6 protein-coding genes are annotated in these 20,382 nt (G+C 76.0%); 2 read left to right on the top strand and 4 right to left on the bottom strand.

The features are described 5' to 3' along the window. The 4 genes from ABD317_RS18010 to ABD317_RS18025 form a co-directional block, all read right to left on the bottom strand. Positions 1 to 1,768 (bottom strand): type I polyketide synthase (locus ABD317_RS18010; RefSeq protein ID WP_344290990.1); only part of this gene is annotated, 1,768 nt, incomplete at its 3' end. A 73-nt stretch (positions 1,769 to 1,841) separates the two neighbouring features. After that, positions 1,842 to 12,080 (bottom strand): type I polyketide synthase, encoded by a 10,239-nt coding sequence (locus ABD317_RS18015; RefSeq protein ID WP_344290991.1) that lies wholly within the window; start codon positions 12,078 to 12,080, stop codon positions 1,842 to 1,844. A gap of 39 nt (positions 12,081 to 12,119) precedes the next feature. Beyond that, positions 12,120 to 17,102: a type I polyketide synthase gene (locus ABD317_RS18020; protein ID WP_344290992.1), complete on the bottom strand. Its 4,983-nt coding sequence runs from the start codon at positions 17,100 to 17,102 to the stop codon at positions 12,120 to 12,122. Between the two features lie 217 nt (positions 17,103 to 17,319). After that, positions 17,320 to 18,225, bottom strand: a complete 906-nt coding sequence (locus ABD317_RS18025) for an SAM-dependent methyltransferase (RefSeq protein WP_234020230.1) — start codon at positions 18,223 to 18,225, stop codon at positions 17,320 to 17,322. 207 nt (positions 18,226 to 18,432) lie between these two features. Here ABD317_RS18025 and ABD317_RS18030 point away from each other — a divergent pair, with 207 nt between their 5' ends. After that, positions 18,433 to 18,858 carry a nuclear transport factor 2 family protein gene (locus ABD317_RS18030; protein ID WP_027756738.1) on the top strand — a complete coding sequence of 142 codons (426 nt, stop codon included), beginning with the start codon at positions 18,433 to 18,435 and terminating at the stop codon, positions 18,856 to 18,858. A 116-nt stretch (positions 18,859 to 18,974) separates the two neighbouring features. Next, the coding region (locus ABD317_RS18035) for a type I polyketide synthase (protein WP_344290993.1) at positions 18,975 to 20,382 on the top strand (1,408 nt) is incomplete at its 3' end.

Below are 20,382 nucleotides of genomic sequence, written 5' to 3' on the forward strand. Positions count from 1 at the left end.
GCGAGCCCTGGCCGGGGAAGACGAACGCGGTCTTGCCCGCCGCCACCGGCCCCGGGCCGGTCACGAGCGCCGGGTGGGCGGCTCCGGTGGCCAGCGCGGTCAGCGCCTCGCGCAGCTCCTCGCGGTCGGCGGTGACGATGCCCGCGCGGTGTTCCATCTTCGCCCGCCCGGACCACAACCGCGCCGCAAGCGCACCCACCCCGACCTGCGGGTGCTCCTCGACGTACGCCGCCAGCCGCTCCGCCGACTGCGCCAACGCCGCCGCCGAACGCGCCGAAACCACCACCGGCACCGGCAGAGACGGTCCGGCCTCGGCCGCCTCCGTGTCCGCCACCGCCTCCGGCGACGTCTCTCCGTCGCCCGTCTCCGCCTCGTCCTGTGCCGCAGCCGGCGCGGCTTCCAGGATCAGGTGCGCGTTCGTGCCGCTCATGCCGAACGACGACACCGCCGCACGCCGCGGCCGGCCCGCCTCCGGCCACTCCTGCGTCTCCGTCAGCAGCGCGACCGCGCCCGACTCCCAGTCCACGTGGCTGGTCGGCCTGTCCACGTGGAGCGTCGGGGGCAGCACCCCGTGCCGCATGGCCTCGACCATCTTGATGACACCCGCCACACCGGCCGCGGCCTGCGTGTGCCCGACGTTCGACTTCACCGATCCCAGCCACAGCGGCCGTTCCGCCGAGTGCTCGCGCCCGTACGTGGCCAGCAGCGCCTGCGCCTCGATCGGGTCGCCCAGCGTCGTACCCGTGCCGTGCGCCTCGACGGCGTCCACCTCGGCGCCGGTCAACCGGGCGTTGGCCAGGGCCTGCTCGATGACGCGGCGCTGCGACGGGCCGTTCGGCGCCGTGAGACCGTTCGAGGCGCCGTCCTGGTTGATTGCCGAGCCCCGCACCACCGCCAGCACCTGGTGCCCGTTGCGCCGGGCGTCCGACAGCCGCTCCAGCAGCACCAGGCCGACGCCCTCGCCCCAGGCCGTGCCGTCCGCCGCGTCGGCGAACGCCTTGCAGCGGCCGTCGGCGGCCAGGCCGCGCTGGCGGGAGAAGACCGTGAAGGCGGACGGGCTGGTCATGATCGTGGCGCCGCCCGCCAGCGCGCTGTCGCACTCGCTGTTCCGCAGCGCCTGGATCGCCAGGTGCAGCGCGACCAGCGACGACGAGCACGCCGTGTCCACCGTCACCGCCGGGCCCTCAAGGCCGAAGGTGTACGCCACCCGGCCGGACGCCACGCTGCCGGCGCTGCCGGTTGCGGCGTAGCCTTCCAGGTCGCCGGTGGCGCGGTAGAGGCGCAGCAGGTAGTCCTGGGAGTTGAGCCCGGCGAAGACGCCCGTCCGGTCGCCCTTCACCCCGGCCGGGTCCAGGCCCGCCCGCTCGAACGTCTCCCAGGCCGTCTCCAGCAGCAGCCGCTGCTGCGGGTCCATGGCCAGCGCCTCACGCGGCGAGATGCCGAACAGCTCCGCGTCGAACTGGTCGGCCCCCTCCAGGAAGGCGCCCATCCGCGTGTAGCTCTTGCCGCTCGCCGCCGGGTCCGGGTCGTACAGGTCCTCCGCCCAGCCGCGGTCGCCCGGCAGCTCCACGACCCCGTCGCGGCCCTCGGCCACCATCCGCCACAGGTCCTCCGGCGAGGCCACGCCACCGGGGTAGCGGCAGGCCATGGAGACGACGGCGATGGGCTCCGCGGACTTCGACTCGACCTCGCTGAGGCGCCGGCGGGCCTGGCGGAGTTCCGCGGTCACCCACTTCAGGTTGTCCAGAACCTTCTGCTCGTTCTTCATCAGCGCAGGCTCCTTGTCGAGGCGCGGGGCGGTACCGGGTGGTTCATGGGCGGGGGAGTGGAGGCGGGGAGCGTCATGACTTGCCGAACTCCGTCTGGATGATGTCGAGAAGGTCGTCGACGGACGCGGACTCCAGATCGCTGTCCGGCTCGCCGCCGTCGGCGTCGCCGCCGTGGTGGCCACCGCCCGCCGCGTGGCCGTTGTCCGCCCCGTACGACGCGCCCGACGCGGATCCGTCGAGCCGCTGGAGCATCGTCCGCAGCCGTTCTCCGGCCCGCAGCCGCACCTCCTCGTCCGCGAGCGCCGCGTCCAGCGCCCCGTCGAGCCGCGCCAGGTCGGCGAGCAGCGACTGGCCGGCGGCGTCGGGGCCGCCGAGTTCGTCGCGGAGGCAGCCGGCGAGGGCGTCCGGCGACGGGTAGTCGAAGATGACGGTCGTCGGCAGCCGCAGCCCGGTCCGGGCGTTGACGCGGTTGCGCAGCTCGACGGCGGTGAGCGAGTCGAAGCCCAGGTCGTTGAAGGGCTTCCCGGGCCGTACGCTGTCGGCCGACGCGTGCCCGAGCACGCCCGCGACCTCGGTACGCACCAGGTCCAGCAACTCGCGCTCCTGCTCTTCGCGCGTACGGCCCGCCAGCAGCGACCGCAGCTCTGCGGCGGCGTCGGCGCCCGCGGCCGCCGGCTCCTCCGCCTCCCGCGCACCCGTGGCCGCGCGCGCTTCCGGCAGTTCGTCCAGCAGCGGGCTGTGGCGGCGCGACGTGAACGCGAGGGTGAAGGCCGACCAGTCGATGTCGGCGATCGTCACCGGAGCCTCGTCTCCCCGTACGGCCTCGGCCAGGGCCGCCACCGCGGCGTCCGGGTCGAGACCGCGGATGCCGCGGCGCAGGAGGCGCCGGGCGTTCTCCTCGGCTCCCGCCATGCCCTCGCCGCGCCACGCGCCCCAGGCCACCGCGGTGGCGGGGAGGCCGCGGGCGCGGCGGTGCTCGGCGAGCGCGTCGAGGTAGGCGTTGCCCGCGGCGTAGGCGCCCTGCGCTCCGCTGCCCCACACGCCGGCGGTCGACGAGAACAGCACGAAGGCGCTGAGCCGGCTGCGGCCGTCCGCGTCCTGCGTCAGCTCGTGCAGGTGGCGGGCGGCGAGGGACTTGGGGCCGAGGACCTCGGCGAAGTGCTTGGCGTCCAGGTCCGCCAGCTCGCGGTCCACGCTGACGCCCGCCGCGTGCAGCACGGCGGTCAGCGGGGTCTCCTCGGGTACGTCGGCCAGCAGCGCGGCGAGGGCCGCCCGGTCGGTGACGTCGCAGGCGGCGATCGTCACGGCGGCGCCGGCCGCCGTCAGCTCGGCGCGCAGCTCGTCGGCGGCGGGCGCCGCCGGGCCGCGGCGGCTGACGAGGAGCAGGTGCTCGGCGCCGTTCGCGGCCAGCCAGCGGGCGGCGTGGGGGGCGACGCCGCCGACGCCGCCGGCGACGAGGACGGTGCCGCGGGGCGGCCACGTCGCGTCGGACCTGCGGGCGGGCGTCGTACGCCGGAGCCGCCGCGCCCGCGGCCCGTCGGCCCGTAGCGCGATCTGGTCCTCCGCCGATGCGCCGCCGGGGCCGTCCGGTGTGGCGGCGAGCAGCCCGGTCAGCTCCGCGCGCTCGCGCGCGCCGAGGTCGGCGGGCGTGCTCGGCAGGTCGATCAGCCCGCCCCAGCGCGCCGGCTCTTCGAGCGCCGCCGCCCGGCCGAAGCCCCACACCAGGGCGGATTCGGGGTTCTGGAGCGGATCCTCGTCGCCCACGGACACGGCCTGGCGGGTGGCGGCCCACAGCGGAGCGGTCACGCCTGCGTCGCCGAGCGCCTGGGTGAGGAGGACGGTCGCGGTCAGCTCCTCCGGTACGTCGTCGGGGGCGGCCGGGTCCGCGGCGCCGGCCGTGCCGGGGGTGTCGGCGCGTACGGCCAGCAGCGACAGGATCCCCCGCGGCTGCCCGGCCTCCGCGCTCCGGCGGGTGAGCTGCTCGGCGAGCGCCGCACGCTCCGCGCCCGCGGCGATCTCGACGGTGGCGACCTGCGCCCCGGCGTCCGCGAGCGCGGCGGCGCAGAACTCCGTCCACCCGCCGGCCCGTCCGTCGGACGGCACCGCGAGCAGCCAGACGCCGTCCAGCGCGGAGGCGCCGCCCCGGGGCAGACGCGCCCAGGACGTGCGGTAGTGCAGGCCGGACTCCGCCGGGGCCGTGGCGGCGGGCTCGGCCGGGTCGATCCAGTAGCGGCGGCGCTGGAAGGCGTATGTGGGCAGCTCGACCGTGTGCCCGCGGGGCAGCACGTCCGTCCACCGCGGGCCGGCGCCGTGCGCGTGCAGCTCGCCCATGGCGTGCAGCAGCGCGGTGGGCTCGTCGGCCGGGGCCGTCGCCGGCGCCTCGCCGTCCTTGGCCCTGCGGGCCGGGCGCAGCGCCGGGACCACCGCGGCGGCGTCCTCGGTCGGCAGGATCGCCCGGGTCAGGGCGGTCAGGGTGGCGCCGGGGCCGATCTCCAGGAAGGCCGTGGCGCCCTCGTCGGCGAGGTGCGCCACCCCCTGGTGGAAGCGGACCGGGCGGCGGACGTGTTCGGCCCAGTACGCGGCGTCGGTCAGCTGCTCGGCCGCGGCCGCGGCACCGGTGAGGTTCGACACCACCGGAAGCTCGGGCGCACGGTACGTGAGCTGGGCCGCGGTGTTCGTGAACTCGGCCAGCACGGGGTCCATCTGGGCGGAGTGGAAGGCGTGGCTCACCTGCAGCCCGCGGGTGCGGATCCCGGCCGCGCCCAACTCCTCGGCGAGCGCGGCCAGGGCGTCCACCGGCCCGGCGAGCACCGTCGCCGCGGGGGAGTTGTACGCGGCGATCTCCGCCCGCCTGTGCCGCTCCAGGTGCTCGGCCAGGGCCTCCGGCCCGGCCTGGGCGGCGAGCATGCCACCTGTGCCGTGGGGGAGTTCGTTCATCAGCCGCGCGCGGGCCGTGACGAGCCGGGCCGCGTCGGTCAGGGACAGCACGCCGGCGACGTGCGCGGCGGTCACCTCGCCGATGGAGTGGCCGATCAGGTGATCGGGCTGCACGCTCCACGCCTGCAGCTGGCGGGTGAGCGCCGTGTGCAGGGCGAACAGGCCGGTCTGGGTGTAGAGGGTCTGATGGAGCAGCGCGGACCCGTCGTCGGCCGCGTCGGCGAACATCACGTCGCGTACGGGGAGGTCGAGGTGCGCGTCGAGCGCCGCGCAGACCTCGTCCAGCGCCTCGGTGAACTCGGGCAGCACGCCGTACAGTTCGCGGCCCATGCCGGGGCGTTGGCTGCCCTGGCCCGAGTACATGAACACCAGGCCGCCGGGCTTCGGCTCGCTCCGGGTACGGATCACGCCGGGCGCGGTCCGGTTCTCGGCCACCGCGCGCAGGCCGTCGAGGAGTTCCGCACGGTCGCGGCCGAGGACGGCGGCTCGGTACGGCAGGGCGGTGCGCCGGGAGGCCAGTGACCACGCCACGTCCGGCGCGCTCAGCTCCGGCCGCGCCTGGACCCGCTCGGCCAGCCGGGCGGCCTGGGCGCTCAGGCCCTCCGGCGTTGCGCCGGAGACCAGCCAGGGCAGCGGGGTGCTGGACGGCCGCGGCGCCTCGTCCGCCGCCTCCTGCGCAACGGCCGGCGCCTCCTCCAGGATGACGTGCGCGTTCGTCCCGCTGATCCCGAACGCGGACACGGCCGCCCGCCGCGGCCGGGCGGCCCCGGCGGACGGCCAGTCCCGCTGCTCGGTCAGCAGCGAGACGACCCCCTCGTCCCACTCGACGTGCTGCGACGGCTCGTCGACGTGCAGCGTGCGGGGCAGCGTCCCGTGCCTCATCGCCTGGATCATCTTGATGACCCCGGCGACACCGGCCGCGGCCTGCGTGTGGCCCAGGTTCGACTTCACGGAGCCCAGCCACAGCGGGCGCTCCGCCGAGTGTTCGCGCCCGTAGGTGGCCAGCAGTGCCTGCGCCTCGATCGGGTCGCCGAGCGTCGTGCCGGTGCCGTGCGCCTCGACGGCGTCCACCTCGGCGCCGGTCAACCGGGCGTTGGCCAGGGCCTGCCGGATGACCCGCTGCTGCGCGGGGCCGTTGGGCGCGGTGAGGCCGTTGGAGGCGCCGTCCTGATTGACGGCGGAGCCGCGGAGCACCGCGAGCACCTCGTGCCCGTTGCGCTCGGCGTCCGACAGCCGCTCCAGCAGCAGCACGCCGGCGCCCTCGCCCCAGCCCGTACCGTCGGCGGAGTCCGAGAACGACTTGCAGCGGCCGTCGGGGGCGAGGCCGCGCTGCCGCGAGAACTCCACGAAGACCGCCGGCGTCGACATCACGGTCGCGCCGCCGGCCAGTGCCAGCGTGCACTCGCCGTTGCGGAGGGACTGCGCCGCGAGGTGCAGCGCGACCAGCGACGACGAGCAGGCCGTGTCGACGGTCAGCGCGGGCCCCTCGAAGCCGAAGGTGAACGCGATCCGCCCCGACGCCACGCTCGGCGCGCTGCCGTTGCCGACGTACCCCTCGTACTCCGCCGGGGTGCGCAGCAGCAGCCGGCCGCCGTAGTCGCTGTACATGATCCCCGCGAACACGCCGGTCGAGGAGCCGCGCAGGTGGTCGGCGGGGATGCCGGCGCCCTCGACGGCCTCCCAGCACAGCTCCAGCAGCAGCCGCTGCTGCGGGTCCATCGAGGCCGCCTCGCGCGGTGAGATCCCGAAGAACTCGGCGTCGAACCGGTCGGCGTCGTGCAGGAAGGAGCCGGAGCGCGTGTACGTGGTGCCGGGGCGCTCCCCGCTCGGGTCGAAGAGCGCGTCGATGTCCCAGCCGCGGTTCTCGGGGAACGTGCTGGTGCCCTCGGCGCCGCGGCTGAGCATGTTCCACAGGTCGGCGGGGGAGTCCACGCCGCCGGGGTAGCGGCAGGACATGGCCACGACGGCGATCGGATCGTCGTCGTCGGCCGCGCGGGGGACGGCCGCCGGCACGGCCGGGGCGGCGGCCCCGGCGGACTCCAGCAGCTCCGCGCGCAAGTGGTCGGCGAGCGCCTGGGGCGTGGGGTGGTCGAAGACGGCGGTGGCGGGCAGCCGGCGACCGGTGGCGGCGCTGAGCCGGTTGCGCATCTCTACCGCGGTGAGCGAGTCGAAGCCGAGGTCGCGGAAGGTCTGCCCGGGGCTCACCGGCTCGCCCTCGGGCAGGCCGAGCGCGAGCGCGGCGGTGCTGCGTACGAGCGCCAGCAGCGTGCGGTCCTGCTCGGCGCGGCCGAGCGCGGCGAGCCCGGAGAGCGGGTCGGCGCCGGCCGGGGCCGCGGCGGTGTCCTCGGCGGGGGCGGCGGGTGCCGGTGCCTGCGCGCGGAGTACGGCGGGCAGCGTCCCGGCGCGGGACTGCGCGCGCAGCGCCGGACGGTCGAGGACCACGGGGGCGGCCAGCGCCACGGGACTGCCCAGCGCGGCGCCGGGCAGCGCGAGGCGCAGGCCCGCGGGCATGGCGCGTACGCCGGCGCGGGCGATGCGCGCCCGGGCGGCCCGGTCCAGGCTCTCGCCCATGCCGCCCTGCTCCCACAGGCCCCAGGCGAGGCTGACGGCGGGCAGCCCGCGGGCGCGGCGGTGCTGGGCGAGCGCGTCCAGGAAGCTGTTCGCGGCGGCGTAGTTGGCCTGGCCGGGGGTGCCGACCACCGACGCGAACGACGAGAACAGCACGAACGCCACCTGCGGCAGGTCCGCGGTGAGCCGGTGCAGGTGCCAGGCGCCGTCCACCTTCGGCCGCAGCACGGCGTCGAGCTGGGCGGGCGTCAGCTCGCCCACGGTCGCGTCCTCCAGCACGCCTGCCGCGTGCACCACGGCGGTGAGCGGGTGCCCCGACGGGATCCCGCCCAGCGTCTCGGCGACGGCGTCCGCGTCGGCGACGTCGCAGGCGGCGAAGGTCACCTCGGCGCCCAGGCCGGTGAGTTCGGCGCGCAGCTCCGCCGCGCCGGGAGCGTCCTGCCCGCGGCGGCTGACGAGGAGCAGGCGGCGTACGCCGTGGGCCGTGACCAGGTGCGCGGCGACCTGACCGCCGAGCGTGCCGCTCGCGCCGGTGACCAGGACGGTGCCCTCGGGGTCGAGCACCGCGGCGCCCTCCGGCGCGAGCCGGGTCAGCCTCGGGACGAGGAGGTCGCCGCCGCGGACCGCCACCTGCGGTTCGCCGGCCGCCAGCGCGGCCCGTACCGCGTCCGCGACGCCGAGCGCCGACTGCCCGTCCGGGGCGTCGTCGACCAGCACGATCCGGTCCGGGTGTTCCGACTGGGCCGAGCGCAGCAGCCCCCACACCGGGGCGGACTCCAGCGCGGGAACGTCCTCGTCCGCACCCGCGCCGACCGCGCCGCGGGTGACCACGGCGAGCCTGCCGTCGGCGAACCGGTCGTCGGACAGCCACCGCTGCACGGCGGCCAGCACCCGGGTGACGGCCGTACGCGCCCGCTCCGCCGACGCGCCGGCGTCCCCGCCGGCCGCGGCGGGGCACCGTACGGCGACCACGCCGGGCCGCTCGGAAAGGGCGTCCGCGGACTCCAGCACCCCGGCGAACGCGTCGAGGTCCGTCTCCCGCACCTCCGGGCCGTCCGCGGCCTCCGGCGCCGCGTCGAGCCGCCGCCACCCGACCCCGTACAGCGGGTCGGCGGACACCGCGGCGAGGCTGTCGGCCGGCACCGGGCGCAGCGCCACCTCGTCCACCCGCAGCACGGGCGTGCCCGCGGCGTCGGCGAGGTCCAGCGCGACGGTCTCCGGGCCGGTGGGCGTCACCCGGGCGCGCAGCGCCGCCGCGCCGGGCCGCGCCAGCAGCCGCACGCCGGCCCAGGCGAACGGCAGCCGCAGCTCCGTCCCCGCCTCGTCCAGCAGCGCGACCGTGTGCAGCGCGGCGTCGAGCAGCGCGGGGTGGACGCCGTACTCCTCAAGATCTGTGTGCTGCGCCTCGGGCAGCGCCAGGTCGGCGTACAGGTGTCCACCCGCGCGCCACACCGCGCGCAGTGAGCGGAAGGCCGGGCCGAAGCGCATCCCCCGCTCGTGCAGCCGGTCGTACAGGTCGTCCACGACCGCGGCCGGCTCCTCCGCCGGCGGCCAGGCCGCGCCGTCCCAGGCACCGGGAGCCGCCCCCGCGTCGGGCGCGATCACGCCCGTCGCGTGCAGCGTCCACGCGGCGTCCCCGGTGAGGTCCGCGTCGTCGTCGTCCGCGTCCGGCTCGGGGCGGGCGAAGAGGGAGAGGGCCCGGCGGCCGTCGGCGCCGGGGGCGTCCACGGCGACCTGGAGCTGGAGCGCGCCCTCCGCGGGCAGCACCACCGGGCGGCGCAGCGTCAGCTCCTCGACGCGCGCGCAGCCGACGTGCCGCGCCGCGCACAGCGCGATCTCCACCGCGCCCGTGCCCGGCAGCACCACGGTCTCGCCGAGCACGTGGTCCGGCAGCCAGCCGGGCGTACGCGCGCTGATCCGGCCGGTGAACACCGCCCCCGGCCGCTCGGCGTCGGCCGTCTCCAGCACCGCGCCGAGCAGCGGGTGCCGGGTGGCCCGTACGCCCGGCTGACCGGCGGCCGGACGTGCCGGCCGCAGCCAGTAAGGGCGCCGCTGGAACGCGTACGTCGGCAGCGCGACCGGCCGGCCGCCGGGGTGGAGCGGGCGCCAGTCCACGTCCGTGCCGTGCACGTGCAGCCGGGCGACCGCGGTGAGCAGGGCGGGGACCTCGGGGTGGGCGCGGCGCAGCACCGAGGTGACCACGGCCGGTTCGCCGTCCGGCTGCGCCGGGTCCGCGTCGTCGAGCACCGCCTGCGCGAGGGTGCTGAGGCCGGCGTCGGGGCCCAGCTCCAGATACGTCGTCGTGCCCGTGCCGGCGAGGCCGGCGATGCCCTGGTGGAAGCGGACGGGGCGGCGGATGTGCTCGGCCCAGTACGCGGGGTCGTGGTGCTGACGGTCCGTCGCGGGCAGACCCGTGACGTTGGAGATGACGGGAACCTCCGCCTCGCCCAGGGCGTGGCGGTCGAAGAGATCCGTCAGGTGGCGTGCGAAGGCGTCGAGGACCGGCTCGGTGTGCGCGGTGTGGAACGCGTGCGCCACCTGCAGCCGCCGGGCGCGGACGCCGGCGTCGGCCAGCTCCCGCGCCAGCTCGTCCAGCACGTCGAGCGGCCCGGCCAGCGTGGTCGCGGCGGGGGAGTTGTACGCGGCGATCTCCACGCCCGGGTGCCGCTCCAGCTGCCCGGCCAGCGGCTCCGGACCGGACCGCACGGCGAGCATGCCGGTGCCCTCGGGGAGCGAGTGCATCAGCGTCGCCCGGGTGGCGACCATGTCGGCGGCGACGCCGAGCGGCAGCACCCCCGCCACGTGCGCGGCCGACAACTCGCCCACGGAGTGGCCGATGAGGTGGTCGGGACGCACGCCCCACGACCGCAGCAGCCGGGCCAGCGCGGTGTGCACGGCGAACAACGCGGGCTGGGTGTAGAGCGTGTGGTCCAGCAGCGCCGCCCGCTCGGTGCCGGCCGCGGCGAACATCACGTCGCGTACGGGGACGTCGAGGTGCGCGTCGAGCGCCGCGCACACCTCGTCCAGCGCCTCGGCGAACACCGGGAACGCCTCGTACAGCTCGCGGCCCATGCCGGGGCGCTGGCTGCCCTGCCCGGAGAACATCAGCGCCAGGCGCCCGGTCTGCGGCACGCCGGTGACCAGCCCGGTGGCGGCGTCGCCGCGGGCGAGGGCGTCGAGCCGCCCGCGCAGCTCCCCGCGGTCGGCGCCGAGAAGCACCGCGCGGTGCCCGAGCGTCGCCCGGGACGTCGCCAGCGCGTTGCCGACCGCGTCGGCGGCCAGTTCCGGGCGGGCGCGGACGTGGTCGGCCAGCCGGGCCGCCTGTGCGCGCAGCCCGTCGGCGGTGGCGGCGGAGACCAGCCAGGGCCGGGCGGTGCCGCCGGACGGCGCGGGCACCTCCGGCTCCTGCTCGTCCGCCGGGGGCTGCTCCACGATCACGTGCGCGTTGGTGCCGCTGATCCCGAAGGCCGACACCGCGGCCCGGCGCGTACGGTCCCCGTCGCGCCACGGCAGCGCCTCGTCCAGCAGGGCGAGGGTGGCCGGGTCCCAGTCGACGTGCGGGCTGGGCGTGTCCGCGTGCAGCGTACGGGGCAACCGCCCGTGCTCCAGCGCCAGTACCAGCTTCATCAGCCCGGCCACGCCCGCGGCGGCCTGGCTGTGCCCGATGTTCGACTTGACCGAGCCGAGGTACAGCGGCGCCCCGGCCGCGGCCCGGCCGCGCCCGTAGACCTCCAGCAGCGCCTGCGCCTCGATCGGGTCGCCCAGCTCCGTGCCCGTTCCGTGCGCCTCGACCGCGTCGACGTCGGCGGCACCGAGGCCCGCGTCGGCGAGGGCCGCGCGGATCACCTTCTCCTGCGCCTGCCGGCTCGGCGCCGTCAGCCCGTTGGAGGAGCCGTCGGAGTTGACGGCGCTGCCGCGGATCACGGCCAGCACGCGGTGGCCGTTGCGGCGGGCCGCGCTCAGCGGCTCCAGCAGCACCACGCCCCCGCCCTCGGACATGCCCATGCCGTCGGCGCCCGCGCCGAACGCCTTGCAGCGCCCGTCGGCGGCCAGCACCCGCTGCCGGCTCATCTCGGTGAACGGCCCCACCGTGGAGAACACCGTCGCCCCGCCGGCCAGCGCCATCGTGCACTCGCCGCGGCGCAGCGCCTGCACCGCGAGGTGCACCGCGGTCAGCGACGTGGAGCACGCGGTGTCCACGCTCAGCGCCGGGCCCTCAAGGCCGAGGGTGTACGCGAGGCGGCCGGACAGCACGCTGAGGACCGTGCCGGTGAGCAGGTGCCCGCCCACCTGCGCCGCGGCGTCACCCAGCAGGCCGCCGTACTCGGTGGGGTTGCTGCCCACGAACACGCCGGTGCGGGAGCCGCGCAGCGCGTGCGCGTCGATCCCGGCCCGCTCCACGCTCTCCCACGCCAGCTCCAGCAGCAGCCGCTGCTGCGGGTCCATGGCCAGCGCCTCGCGCGGCGAGATGCCGAAGAAGGCCGCGTCGAAGCCGGCGACGTCGTCCAGGAAGCCGCCCTCGCGCACGTACGAGGTGCCCGGACGGCCGCGGTCCTCCGGGTCGAAGTGGTCGTCCAGGTGCCAGTCCCGGTTCGCCGGCATGGCGGAGACGGCGTCCCGGCCGTCCGCGAGCAGCCCCCACAGCTCCTCGGGGGTCCGCACACCGCCGGGGAAGCGGCAGGCCATGCCGACGACCGCGACCGGCTCCCGGCGCTCCTCCTCCACCTCCCGCAGCCTGCGCGTGGTCCGGCGCAGGTCGACGGTGAGCCGTTTGAGGTAGTCGCGCAGCTTGTCTTCCTCGGCCATGGCCGGAACTGCTCCTCTCGTGCGCCGCTCCGGCGCTGGTCAGCCGGTTGTCGATGCCGTCGGGCCCGACTCCGCCGGACCGAACTCGTCGTCGATGATCTTCAGCAGGTCGTCGGTGCTGGCCTCGTCGAGCCCCGCCTCGTCGTCCTCGCGCCTGCCGTCCGCCGCCGCCGCACCGCCGCCGGCCAGCGCGTCGGCGAGCGCCTGCAGCCGGTCGCGTACGGCCGCGCGTTCGGCACCCCCGACGGGCTCGGCGTCCAGCGCCTCGGCCATCCGCTCCAGCGCCTCGGCGACGGAGCCGGGCGCCGCCTGCCCGCCGGCCGCGCCCAGCTGGCCGGTCAGAAAGCGGGCCAGGGCCTGCGGGCTGGGGTGGTCGAAGACGAGCGTCACCGGCAGCGGGAGGCCGGTCGCCGCGCGCAGCCGGTTGCGCAGCGCCACCGCGGTCAGCGAGTCCAGACCCAGCTCCTTGAACGTCCGCCCCGGCACGGGCCGGTCGGCCGGGCCGTGGCCCAGCACCGCGGACACCTCGGCGGTCACGATGTCCAACACCTCGCGGGCGCGGGCCGCCTCGGGCACCTGCGCCAGCCGCTGCAGCCGCCCCGCGTCGGCGTCCGCGTCCGCCGCGCCCACACCGTCCGCCGCCGTACGCCGCAGCGCGGCACGGGCGGCGGGGATCTCGTCCAGCAGCGGCCGGGGCCGCGCCGAGGCGAAGACCGGGGCGAACGTCTCCCAGTCGACGTCGACCAGCGTCACCGGCCGGCCGCCGTCCGCGGCCAGTTCCCGGCCGAGGCCGGTGAGCGCGACATCCGGGTCCAGCAGCGGCAGCCCCTGCCGCTCCAGCTGCGCCTCGTCCAGCTCCTCGGGCAGCTGCTCGCTGCGCCACGCGCCGAAGGCCACCGACGTCACCTTCCGGCCCCGCCCGCGCAGTTGCTCCGCGTACGCGTCCAGGAAGGCGTTCGCCGCCGCGTACGCGCCGTGCTCGCCGCTGCCCCAGACGGCCGCGATGGAGGAGAAGAACACCAGCTCGGCGTCGTCGTCCGCGGCCAGCGACTCGGCGAGGTGGACCGCGCCGAGCGCCTTCGCCGCCAGTACGTCCGCCACCCCGGCGGGCGAGGCGCCGGCCAGCGGCTCCAGGCGGGTCGCGGTCGCGGCGTGCACCACCGCACGCACCGGCCGGCCCGGCTCCGCGGCCCGCTCCAGCAGGGCGCGTACGGAGTCACGGTCGGTCAGGTCGCAGGACAGCGCCGTCACCCGCACGCCCCGCCCGCCCAACTCCTCGGCCAGCGCGGCGTGGCCGGGCGCGTCGGGCCCGCGGCGGCTGGCGAGCACGATGTGCTCCGCGCCGCCGCCGGCCAGCCAGCGTGCGAGGTGCGGCGCCAGCGAGCCGGAGCCCCCGGTGACCACGACGGTGCCGCCCGGCCGCCACGCCGGGCCGCCCGCGGGCGCCGGGGCGGGCAGCAGCCGCCGTACCCGCATTCCGCCGGGCCGGATCGCCACCTGGTCCTCGTCGCCGGCCCCGCCCGCGAGCACTCCGCACACCCGCGGCCAGTCCTCCTCGCCGGGCCGGTCCGGGAGGTCGACCAGGCCGCCCCACAGCTGCGGCTGCTCCAGCGCCACCACCCGGCCCAGGCCCCAGGTCTGCGCCTGCACCGGGTGGGCCGGCAGATCGTCGTCCAGGGCGCTCACCGCGGCGCACGTCAGCGACCACACGGGCGCGGCGACACCCAGCTCCACCAGCGCCTGCACGAGCCCCAGCAGCCCCGCCACCCCGGACGGCAGCGCCGGGTGCCCGGGGTGCGGACGCTCGTCCAGCGCCAGCAGCGACAGCACCCCGTCGACCGCCTCGCCGGCCAGCGCGGCCGACACGCGCCGTGCGACGTCCGCGCGGTCGTCAGCCGCCCGCTCGTCCAGCTCGACCACGGTCACCCGGGCCCCGCGGGCACCGAGCGCGGCGCCCGCCGCGTCGGCCCAGGCCGCGAGCCGGCCTTCCGCCCGCGCGCGGGTCACCAGCAGCCAGTGCCCGTCCGGCCCCGGCGTCCGCCGCTCTGCGGCCGGGCGCCAGCCGATCTCGTAGCGGTGCCCGGCCAGCGCCGCGTCCGTACGGGTCCGGGTGCGCCAGCGACGCAGCGCCGGCACCACCTCGCGCAGCGACTCCTCGCCGACGTCCGGCAGTTCCCGGCGCAGCGCCTCGGTGTCGGCCTGCTCGACCAGCGCCCAGAACGACTCGTCCGTCCCGCCGTGGCCGGCGGCCGCACGCGGGGCGCGGTCGTCGCGGTCGGCGAGCCAGTACCGGCGGCGCTGGAAGGGGTACGTGGGCAGCGGCACCGTCCGGGCGCCGGGGAAGAGCACCTGCCAGTCCGGCACCGCACCGGCGGCGTACGCCTCCGCCAGCGCCTGCTTGAAGCGCGGCTCGCCGTCCTCGCCGCGGCGCAGCGTGCCCAGCGCCCGCCCCTCGGCCTCCGCCGCGTCGAGGACCTGCTCGATCGCGGGCACCAGCACCGGGTGCGGGCCCATCTCCAGGAACACGGTGTGGCCCGCGTCGATCAGCCGCTCCGCGGTCTGCGCGAAGAGTACGGGGGAGCGCAGGTTGCGGTACCAGTAGGCGGCGTCCAGCGACTCGGTGGGCATCGGCTCGCCCGTGACCGTCGAGTAGAACGGCACCGCACCGGCCCGCGGCGTGATGGCCGCCAGCTCGCGCAGCATCTCCTCGCGCACCGGCTCGACGAGCCGTGAGTGCGAGGCGTACGCGATGGGCACGGTCCGCGTCCGCACGCCCCGCGCCTCGCAGTCGCGCATGAAGGCCCGCACGTCTGCGTCGACGCCCGCGACCACCGTGGCCGACGGCCCGTTGACGGCCGCGACACAGACGTCGCTGTCGCCCTCCGCGAGCTGCTTCTCCACCTCCGCGACGGGCAGCGACACCGACGCCATCGAGCCGTGGCCGGACAGCGCGTGCACCACCCGGCTGCGCACGGCGACCAGCCGGGCGCCGTCCTCCAGCGACAGCCCCCCGGCGACCACCGCCGCCGCGAACTCGCCCTGCGAGTGGCCCACGACGGCGGCCGGCGTCACGCCGTGGTGCCGCCACAGCTCGGCCAGCGAGACCATCACCGCCCACAGCAGCGGCTGCACGACGTCGTCGCGCTCCCAGGAGGGGTCCGCCGCGGGCGCCGTCAGCTTCTCGCGCAGCGCGTAGCCGGTGTACGGGGCGAGCGCCGCGGCGCAGCGCTCCATCGACGCGGCGAACACCGGCTCGGAGTCCCACAGCCCGACGGCCATCCCCGGCCACTGCGCGCCCTGCCCGGAGAAGACGAACACCGGGCGGGCCGCGCCGGACACCGCGCCACCGCGCACCACCCGCGGAGAGCCGCGGTCCGCCGCCAGCGCCGTCAGACCCTCGGCCAGCTCGGCGGCGTCCCCGCCCAGCACCACGGCCCGCTCCTCGAACGCCGCCCGCGTCGTCGCCAGCGACCAGCCGACGTCCGCGACCCCGGGCGCCGGGTCGGTGCGCACCGCCTCGGCCAGCTCCGCGGCCCGGGCCCGCAGCGCCTCGCCGGTGCGGGCCGACAGCGGCCACAGCGCGGTACGCGCCGACCCCGACCCGCCGGCGGGCTCCTCCGGCTCCGGGGCGGGCGGTGCCTGTTCCAGGACGACGTGCGCGTTGGTGCCGCTGATGCCGAACGCGGAGACCGCCGCCCGCCGCGGCCGGTCCGACTCCGGCCAGGCGACCTCCTCTGCGAGCAGCGCGACGCCGCCCGAGTCCCAGTCGACGTGCCGTGACGGCGTCTCGGCGTGCAGCGTCCGCGGCAGCCGCCCGTACCGCATGGCCTGCACCATCTTGATGATCCCGGCCACGCCGGCGGCGGTCTGGGTGTGGCCGATGTTGGACTTCACCGAGCCCAGCCACAGCGGCTGCTCCGCGGTGTGCTCGCGGCCGTACGTCGCCAGCAGGGCCTGCGCCTCGATCGGGTCGCCCAGCGACGTGCCGGTGCCGTGTGCCTCGACGGCGTCGACCTGCCGCGCGGTGAGCCGGGCGTCGGCGAGGGCCTGCTCGATGACGCGCCGCTGCGCGGGGCCGCTGGGCGCGGTGAGGCCGTTGGAGGCGCCGTCCTGGTTGACGGCGCTGCCGCGGATCACCGCGAGCACCGGGTGCCCGGCGGCCCGGGCGTCGGACAGCCGCTCCAGCACCAGCACGCCCGCCCCCTCGGCCCAGCCGGTGCCGTCGGCGTCCTCCGAGAACGACTTGCAGCGCCCGTCCGACGCCAGCCCGCGCTGCCGTGAGAACTCCACGAACATGCCCGGTGTCGACATCACCGTCGCCCCGCACGCCAGCGCCATCGTGCACTCCCCGGCGCGCAGCGCGCGCGTGGCCAGGTGCACCGCGACCAGCGAGGACGAACACGCCGTGTCCACCGTCAGCGCCGGGCCCTCCAGGCCGAGCGTGTACGCGACCCGCCCGGAGGCGACGCTCGGCGTGGTCCCGGTCAGCACGTGGCCCTCGGCGCCGTCGCTCGCCTCGTGCAGCCGCGGCCCGTAGTCGGCCGCCGAGGTGCCCGCGAACACGCCGGTGGCGGAGCCGCGGAGCCCGTCGGCCGCGATGCCCGCCCGTTCCAGCGCCTCCCAGGCCAGCTCCAGCAGCAGCCGCTGCTGCGGGTCCATCGCCGCTGCCTCCCGCGGCGACACCCCGAACAGTCCGGCGTCGAACTCCGGAAGGTCGTAGAGGAAGCCGCCGCGGCGGGTGTAGCTGGCCCCCGCCCGGTCCGGGTCCGCGTCGAAGACCGTGTCCAGGTCCCAGCCCCGGTCGGCCGGGAACTCGCCGATGGCGTCCCCGCCCGCCGACACCAGCTCCCACAGCGCGTCGGGCGACACCGCGCCGCCGGGGTAGCGGCAGGCCATCCCGATCACCGCGATCGGCTCGTGGTCGCGCTCCTCCAGCGACTGGAGCCGCTGCCGGGTATGGCGCAGATCGGCGGTGACCGCCTTGAGATAGTCGCGGAGCTTTTCCTCGTTGCTGCTGGCCATCGAACGCCTTCATGGGGACGGCGCCGGCGGCGCCTGCGGGCAGGGGCCGCGCGGCGGGTACGTACCGGCGGAGCGGCGGTGGGTTCGGGGGGCGGCCGCCGCGGCGGACCGGGTTCGCCGGACCGGGCCGCGCCCTCCCGCGGGCGGAGGGCCTGCGGGAGGGCGGGCGGCTGCGGACGGACGGCGGCGGGCCGGCGGGCCGCCCCGCGCCCGTCGGCTACGGCGTGACCGGCTTGCGGGCCACGCCCAGCACGTAGTCGAGCGACTTCAGCTCTTCGGCAAGCAGGTCCTGGTCGCGGTGGGCGACGGCCACCATCTTGTAGAAGAGCTTGCTGGACCGGGTCTTGAACGTCGGGTCCTGGAGTCGGCGCACATGGTACTCACGCCACGGCTCGTAGACCGCCTCGCGGATCGTCCGCACCTCGACGCCCTCGAAGCCCTTGGACTCCATGATCTCGCCGTACCGCTTCCGCGGGTACCAGTTGGCGTCGTCGATCATGATCCGGATCCACTTGATGGCGTGCGACCGGATGTCGTCCTTGGGCTTGCCGCCCTCCATCGGGATGATGTCGGCGGTCACCAGCACGCCGCCCGGGCGCAGCACGCGGTAGGCCTCGGCGAAGAAGTCCGCGCGGGTGTCGAAGTGGAAGGCCGACTCCAGGGCCACCACCTTGTCGACGCTGTTGTCCGGCAGCGGGATCGCGGTCGCCGACCCCTCGCGGAAGTCGATCCGGTCCAGCAGCCCGCGCTCCCGCGCGCGGTCGGTGGCGATCCGGATGTGCACCTTGGTGATGTTGATGCCGATGATCTTGCTCGGCCCGTACGTGTCGATCCAGTGGAAGTCCTGGTCGCCGTAGCCGAAGCCGACGTCCAGAACGGTGTCGTCCGGCTTGAACGCGGCGGTCTCGGCCACCTGGTCGGCGAGGGCCTGCGCCGCCTCGTCGAGCTTCGTGCAACCGGGCTCCCAGTAGCCGAGGTTGTAGTAGTTCGTGTCCTCGACGACCAGCCGGTCCGGCGGGTACATCTCGTACAGGCGTGCTGTCTTCTTCTGGGGGTCGGAGGTCGTACGGACCAGGAAGAGGTTTCCCAGCATCCGCAAGTCCTGCCACAGTGACGACTTCACAACGGCAATCCCTTTCTGCGATCGGGCGCCGACCGAGACGGCCGCGGAATCCACATCTGACGAAGTTCGAACCTAGGAGCGCCGTCTAAAGACCGCCTTGGTCCGAACTAGTCCAGCGCCAAGGGCTTTGGCGGGGCTTTGGCCGCTGCGCCGAACATGCTCTTCCGGGCGCGGACAGGCCCGCACCGCCGTCGTGAAGGAGCACAGATGCTGGACGAGGACGCACGTAAACGAGTCGCTCTGGAGTACTGCCGGCGGATCGGCGAGGGCGACGTCGACGGCGTCCTCGCCCTCTTCGCCGACCCGCTCCACGTCGAGGACCCCGTCGGCGACAAGACCTTCGCCGACCGCGCCGCGTACCGCGCCCACATCGCCCGGCTGGTGGCGTACGGCGTGCACGAGACCCCCGGCACCCCGGTCGCCGGCCTGGACCGCGAGCACGTCGCCCTGCCCATCACCGCCGAGCTGCGCCCGGAGGGCGTGCCGCAGGGCAAGTTCGTGCGCATCTCGCTGATCGCCGTCATGCGGATCGGCGACGACGGCCTCATCCACGACATGCGGGTCATCAGCGGCCGGACGGACATGTCGCTGCACGACGCGGCCGAGGCCGCGGACGCCGCGAGGTTCAGGTGAGCACACGGGCCGGCGTCTTCCGGGGCTTCGGAGATTCTTAGGGACCCCTTTAGCCGTCGTGCCGACACTCCCCGAAAGTGCGCCTTCGCCTTTCGTCACAACGGGAACGAGAGCGGATGTCCAAGGAAGAGAAGCTCGTCGAGTACCTCAAGTGGGTCACCGCCGAGCTGCATGAGGCCCAGCAGCGGCTGTCCGTCCTCGAGACCGGGGACCGGGAGCCGATTGCGATCGTTTCGATGGCCTGCCGGTACCCGGGCGGGGTGCGTTCGCCGGAGGACCTGTGGCGGCTGGTCGCCGACGGCACGGACGCCATCGGCGGGTTCCCGCTGAACCGCGGCTGGGAGCTGGACGGGCTCTTCGACGCCGACCCCGACCGGTCCGGTACGAGCTATGCCCGCGAGGGCGGCTTCCTGCATGACGCGGCCGCGTTCGACGCTGCGTTTTTCGAGATCAGCCCGCGGGAGGCCACGGCCACGGATCCGCAGCAGCGGCTGCTGCTGGAGGCCGCCTGGGAGGCGTTCGAGCGCGCGGACCTGGACCCGCACAGCCTGCGGGGCAGCAGGACCGGTGTCTTCGCCGGGGTCATGTACAGCGACTACGTCGCCCGGCTCATGGACCGGCTGCCACCGGGGTTCGACGGGTTTTTGGGTAATGGTGGTGCGGCGAGTGTGGCGTCGGGTCGGGTGGCGTATACGTTCGGGCTTGAGGGTCCGGCGGTGACGGTTGATACGGCGTGTTCGTCGTCGTTGGTGAGTATGCATCTGGCCGGGCAGGCGTTGCGTAACGGTGAGTGTGATCTGGCCCTTGCCGGTGGTGTGACGGTGATGGCCACGCCGGGTGTGTTCGTGGAGTTCTCGCGTCAGCGCGGCCTGGCGCCGGATGGGCGGTGTAAGCCGTTTGCGGAGGCTGCGGATGGTACGGGCTGGGGTGAGGGTGTCGGGTTCGTGCTGCTGGAGCGGCTGTCGGACGCGGTGCGCAACGGGCACGAGGTCCTGGCGGTGCTGCGGGGTTCGGCGGTCAACCAGGACGGCGCCTCGAATGGGCTGACGGCGCCGAACGGGCCGTCGCAGCAGCGGGTGATCGAGCAGGCGCTGGCCAGTGCGCGGTTGAGTGCCGGTCAGGTCGATGCGGTCGAGGCGCACGGGACGGGCACCACGCTGGGCGACCCGATCGAAGCGCAGGCGCTGCTGGCCACCTACGGCCAGGCACACGACTCAGAGCGGCCGTTGTGGCTGGGGGCGGTGAAGTCCAACATCGGCCACACCCAGGCCGCCGCCGGTGTCGCCGGTGTCATCAAGATGGTCCAGGCCATCCGCCACGGCCACCTGCCACCAACGTTGCATGTGGATGAGCCCTCCAGCCACGTCGACTGGAACGCAGGCGCCGTCTCCCTGCTGACCGAGGGCCAGGAGTGGCCGGAGACGGGTGAGCCGCGGCGCGCGGCGGTCTCCTCCTTCGGGATCAGCGGCACCAACGCACACGTCATCCTCGAAGCCGCCCCGGAGGCCGAGAAGCCCGCCGAAG

This window comes from Streptomyces synnematoformans (assembly GCF_039531005.1).
Lineage (GTDB): Bacteria > Actinomycetota > Actinomycetes > Streptomycetales > Streptomycetaceae > Streptomyces > Streptomyces synnematoformans.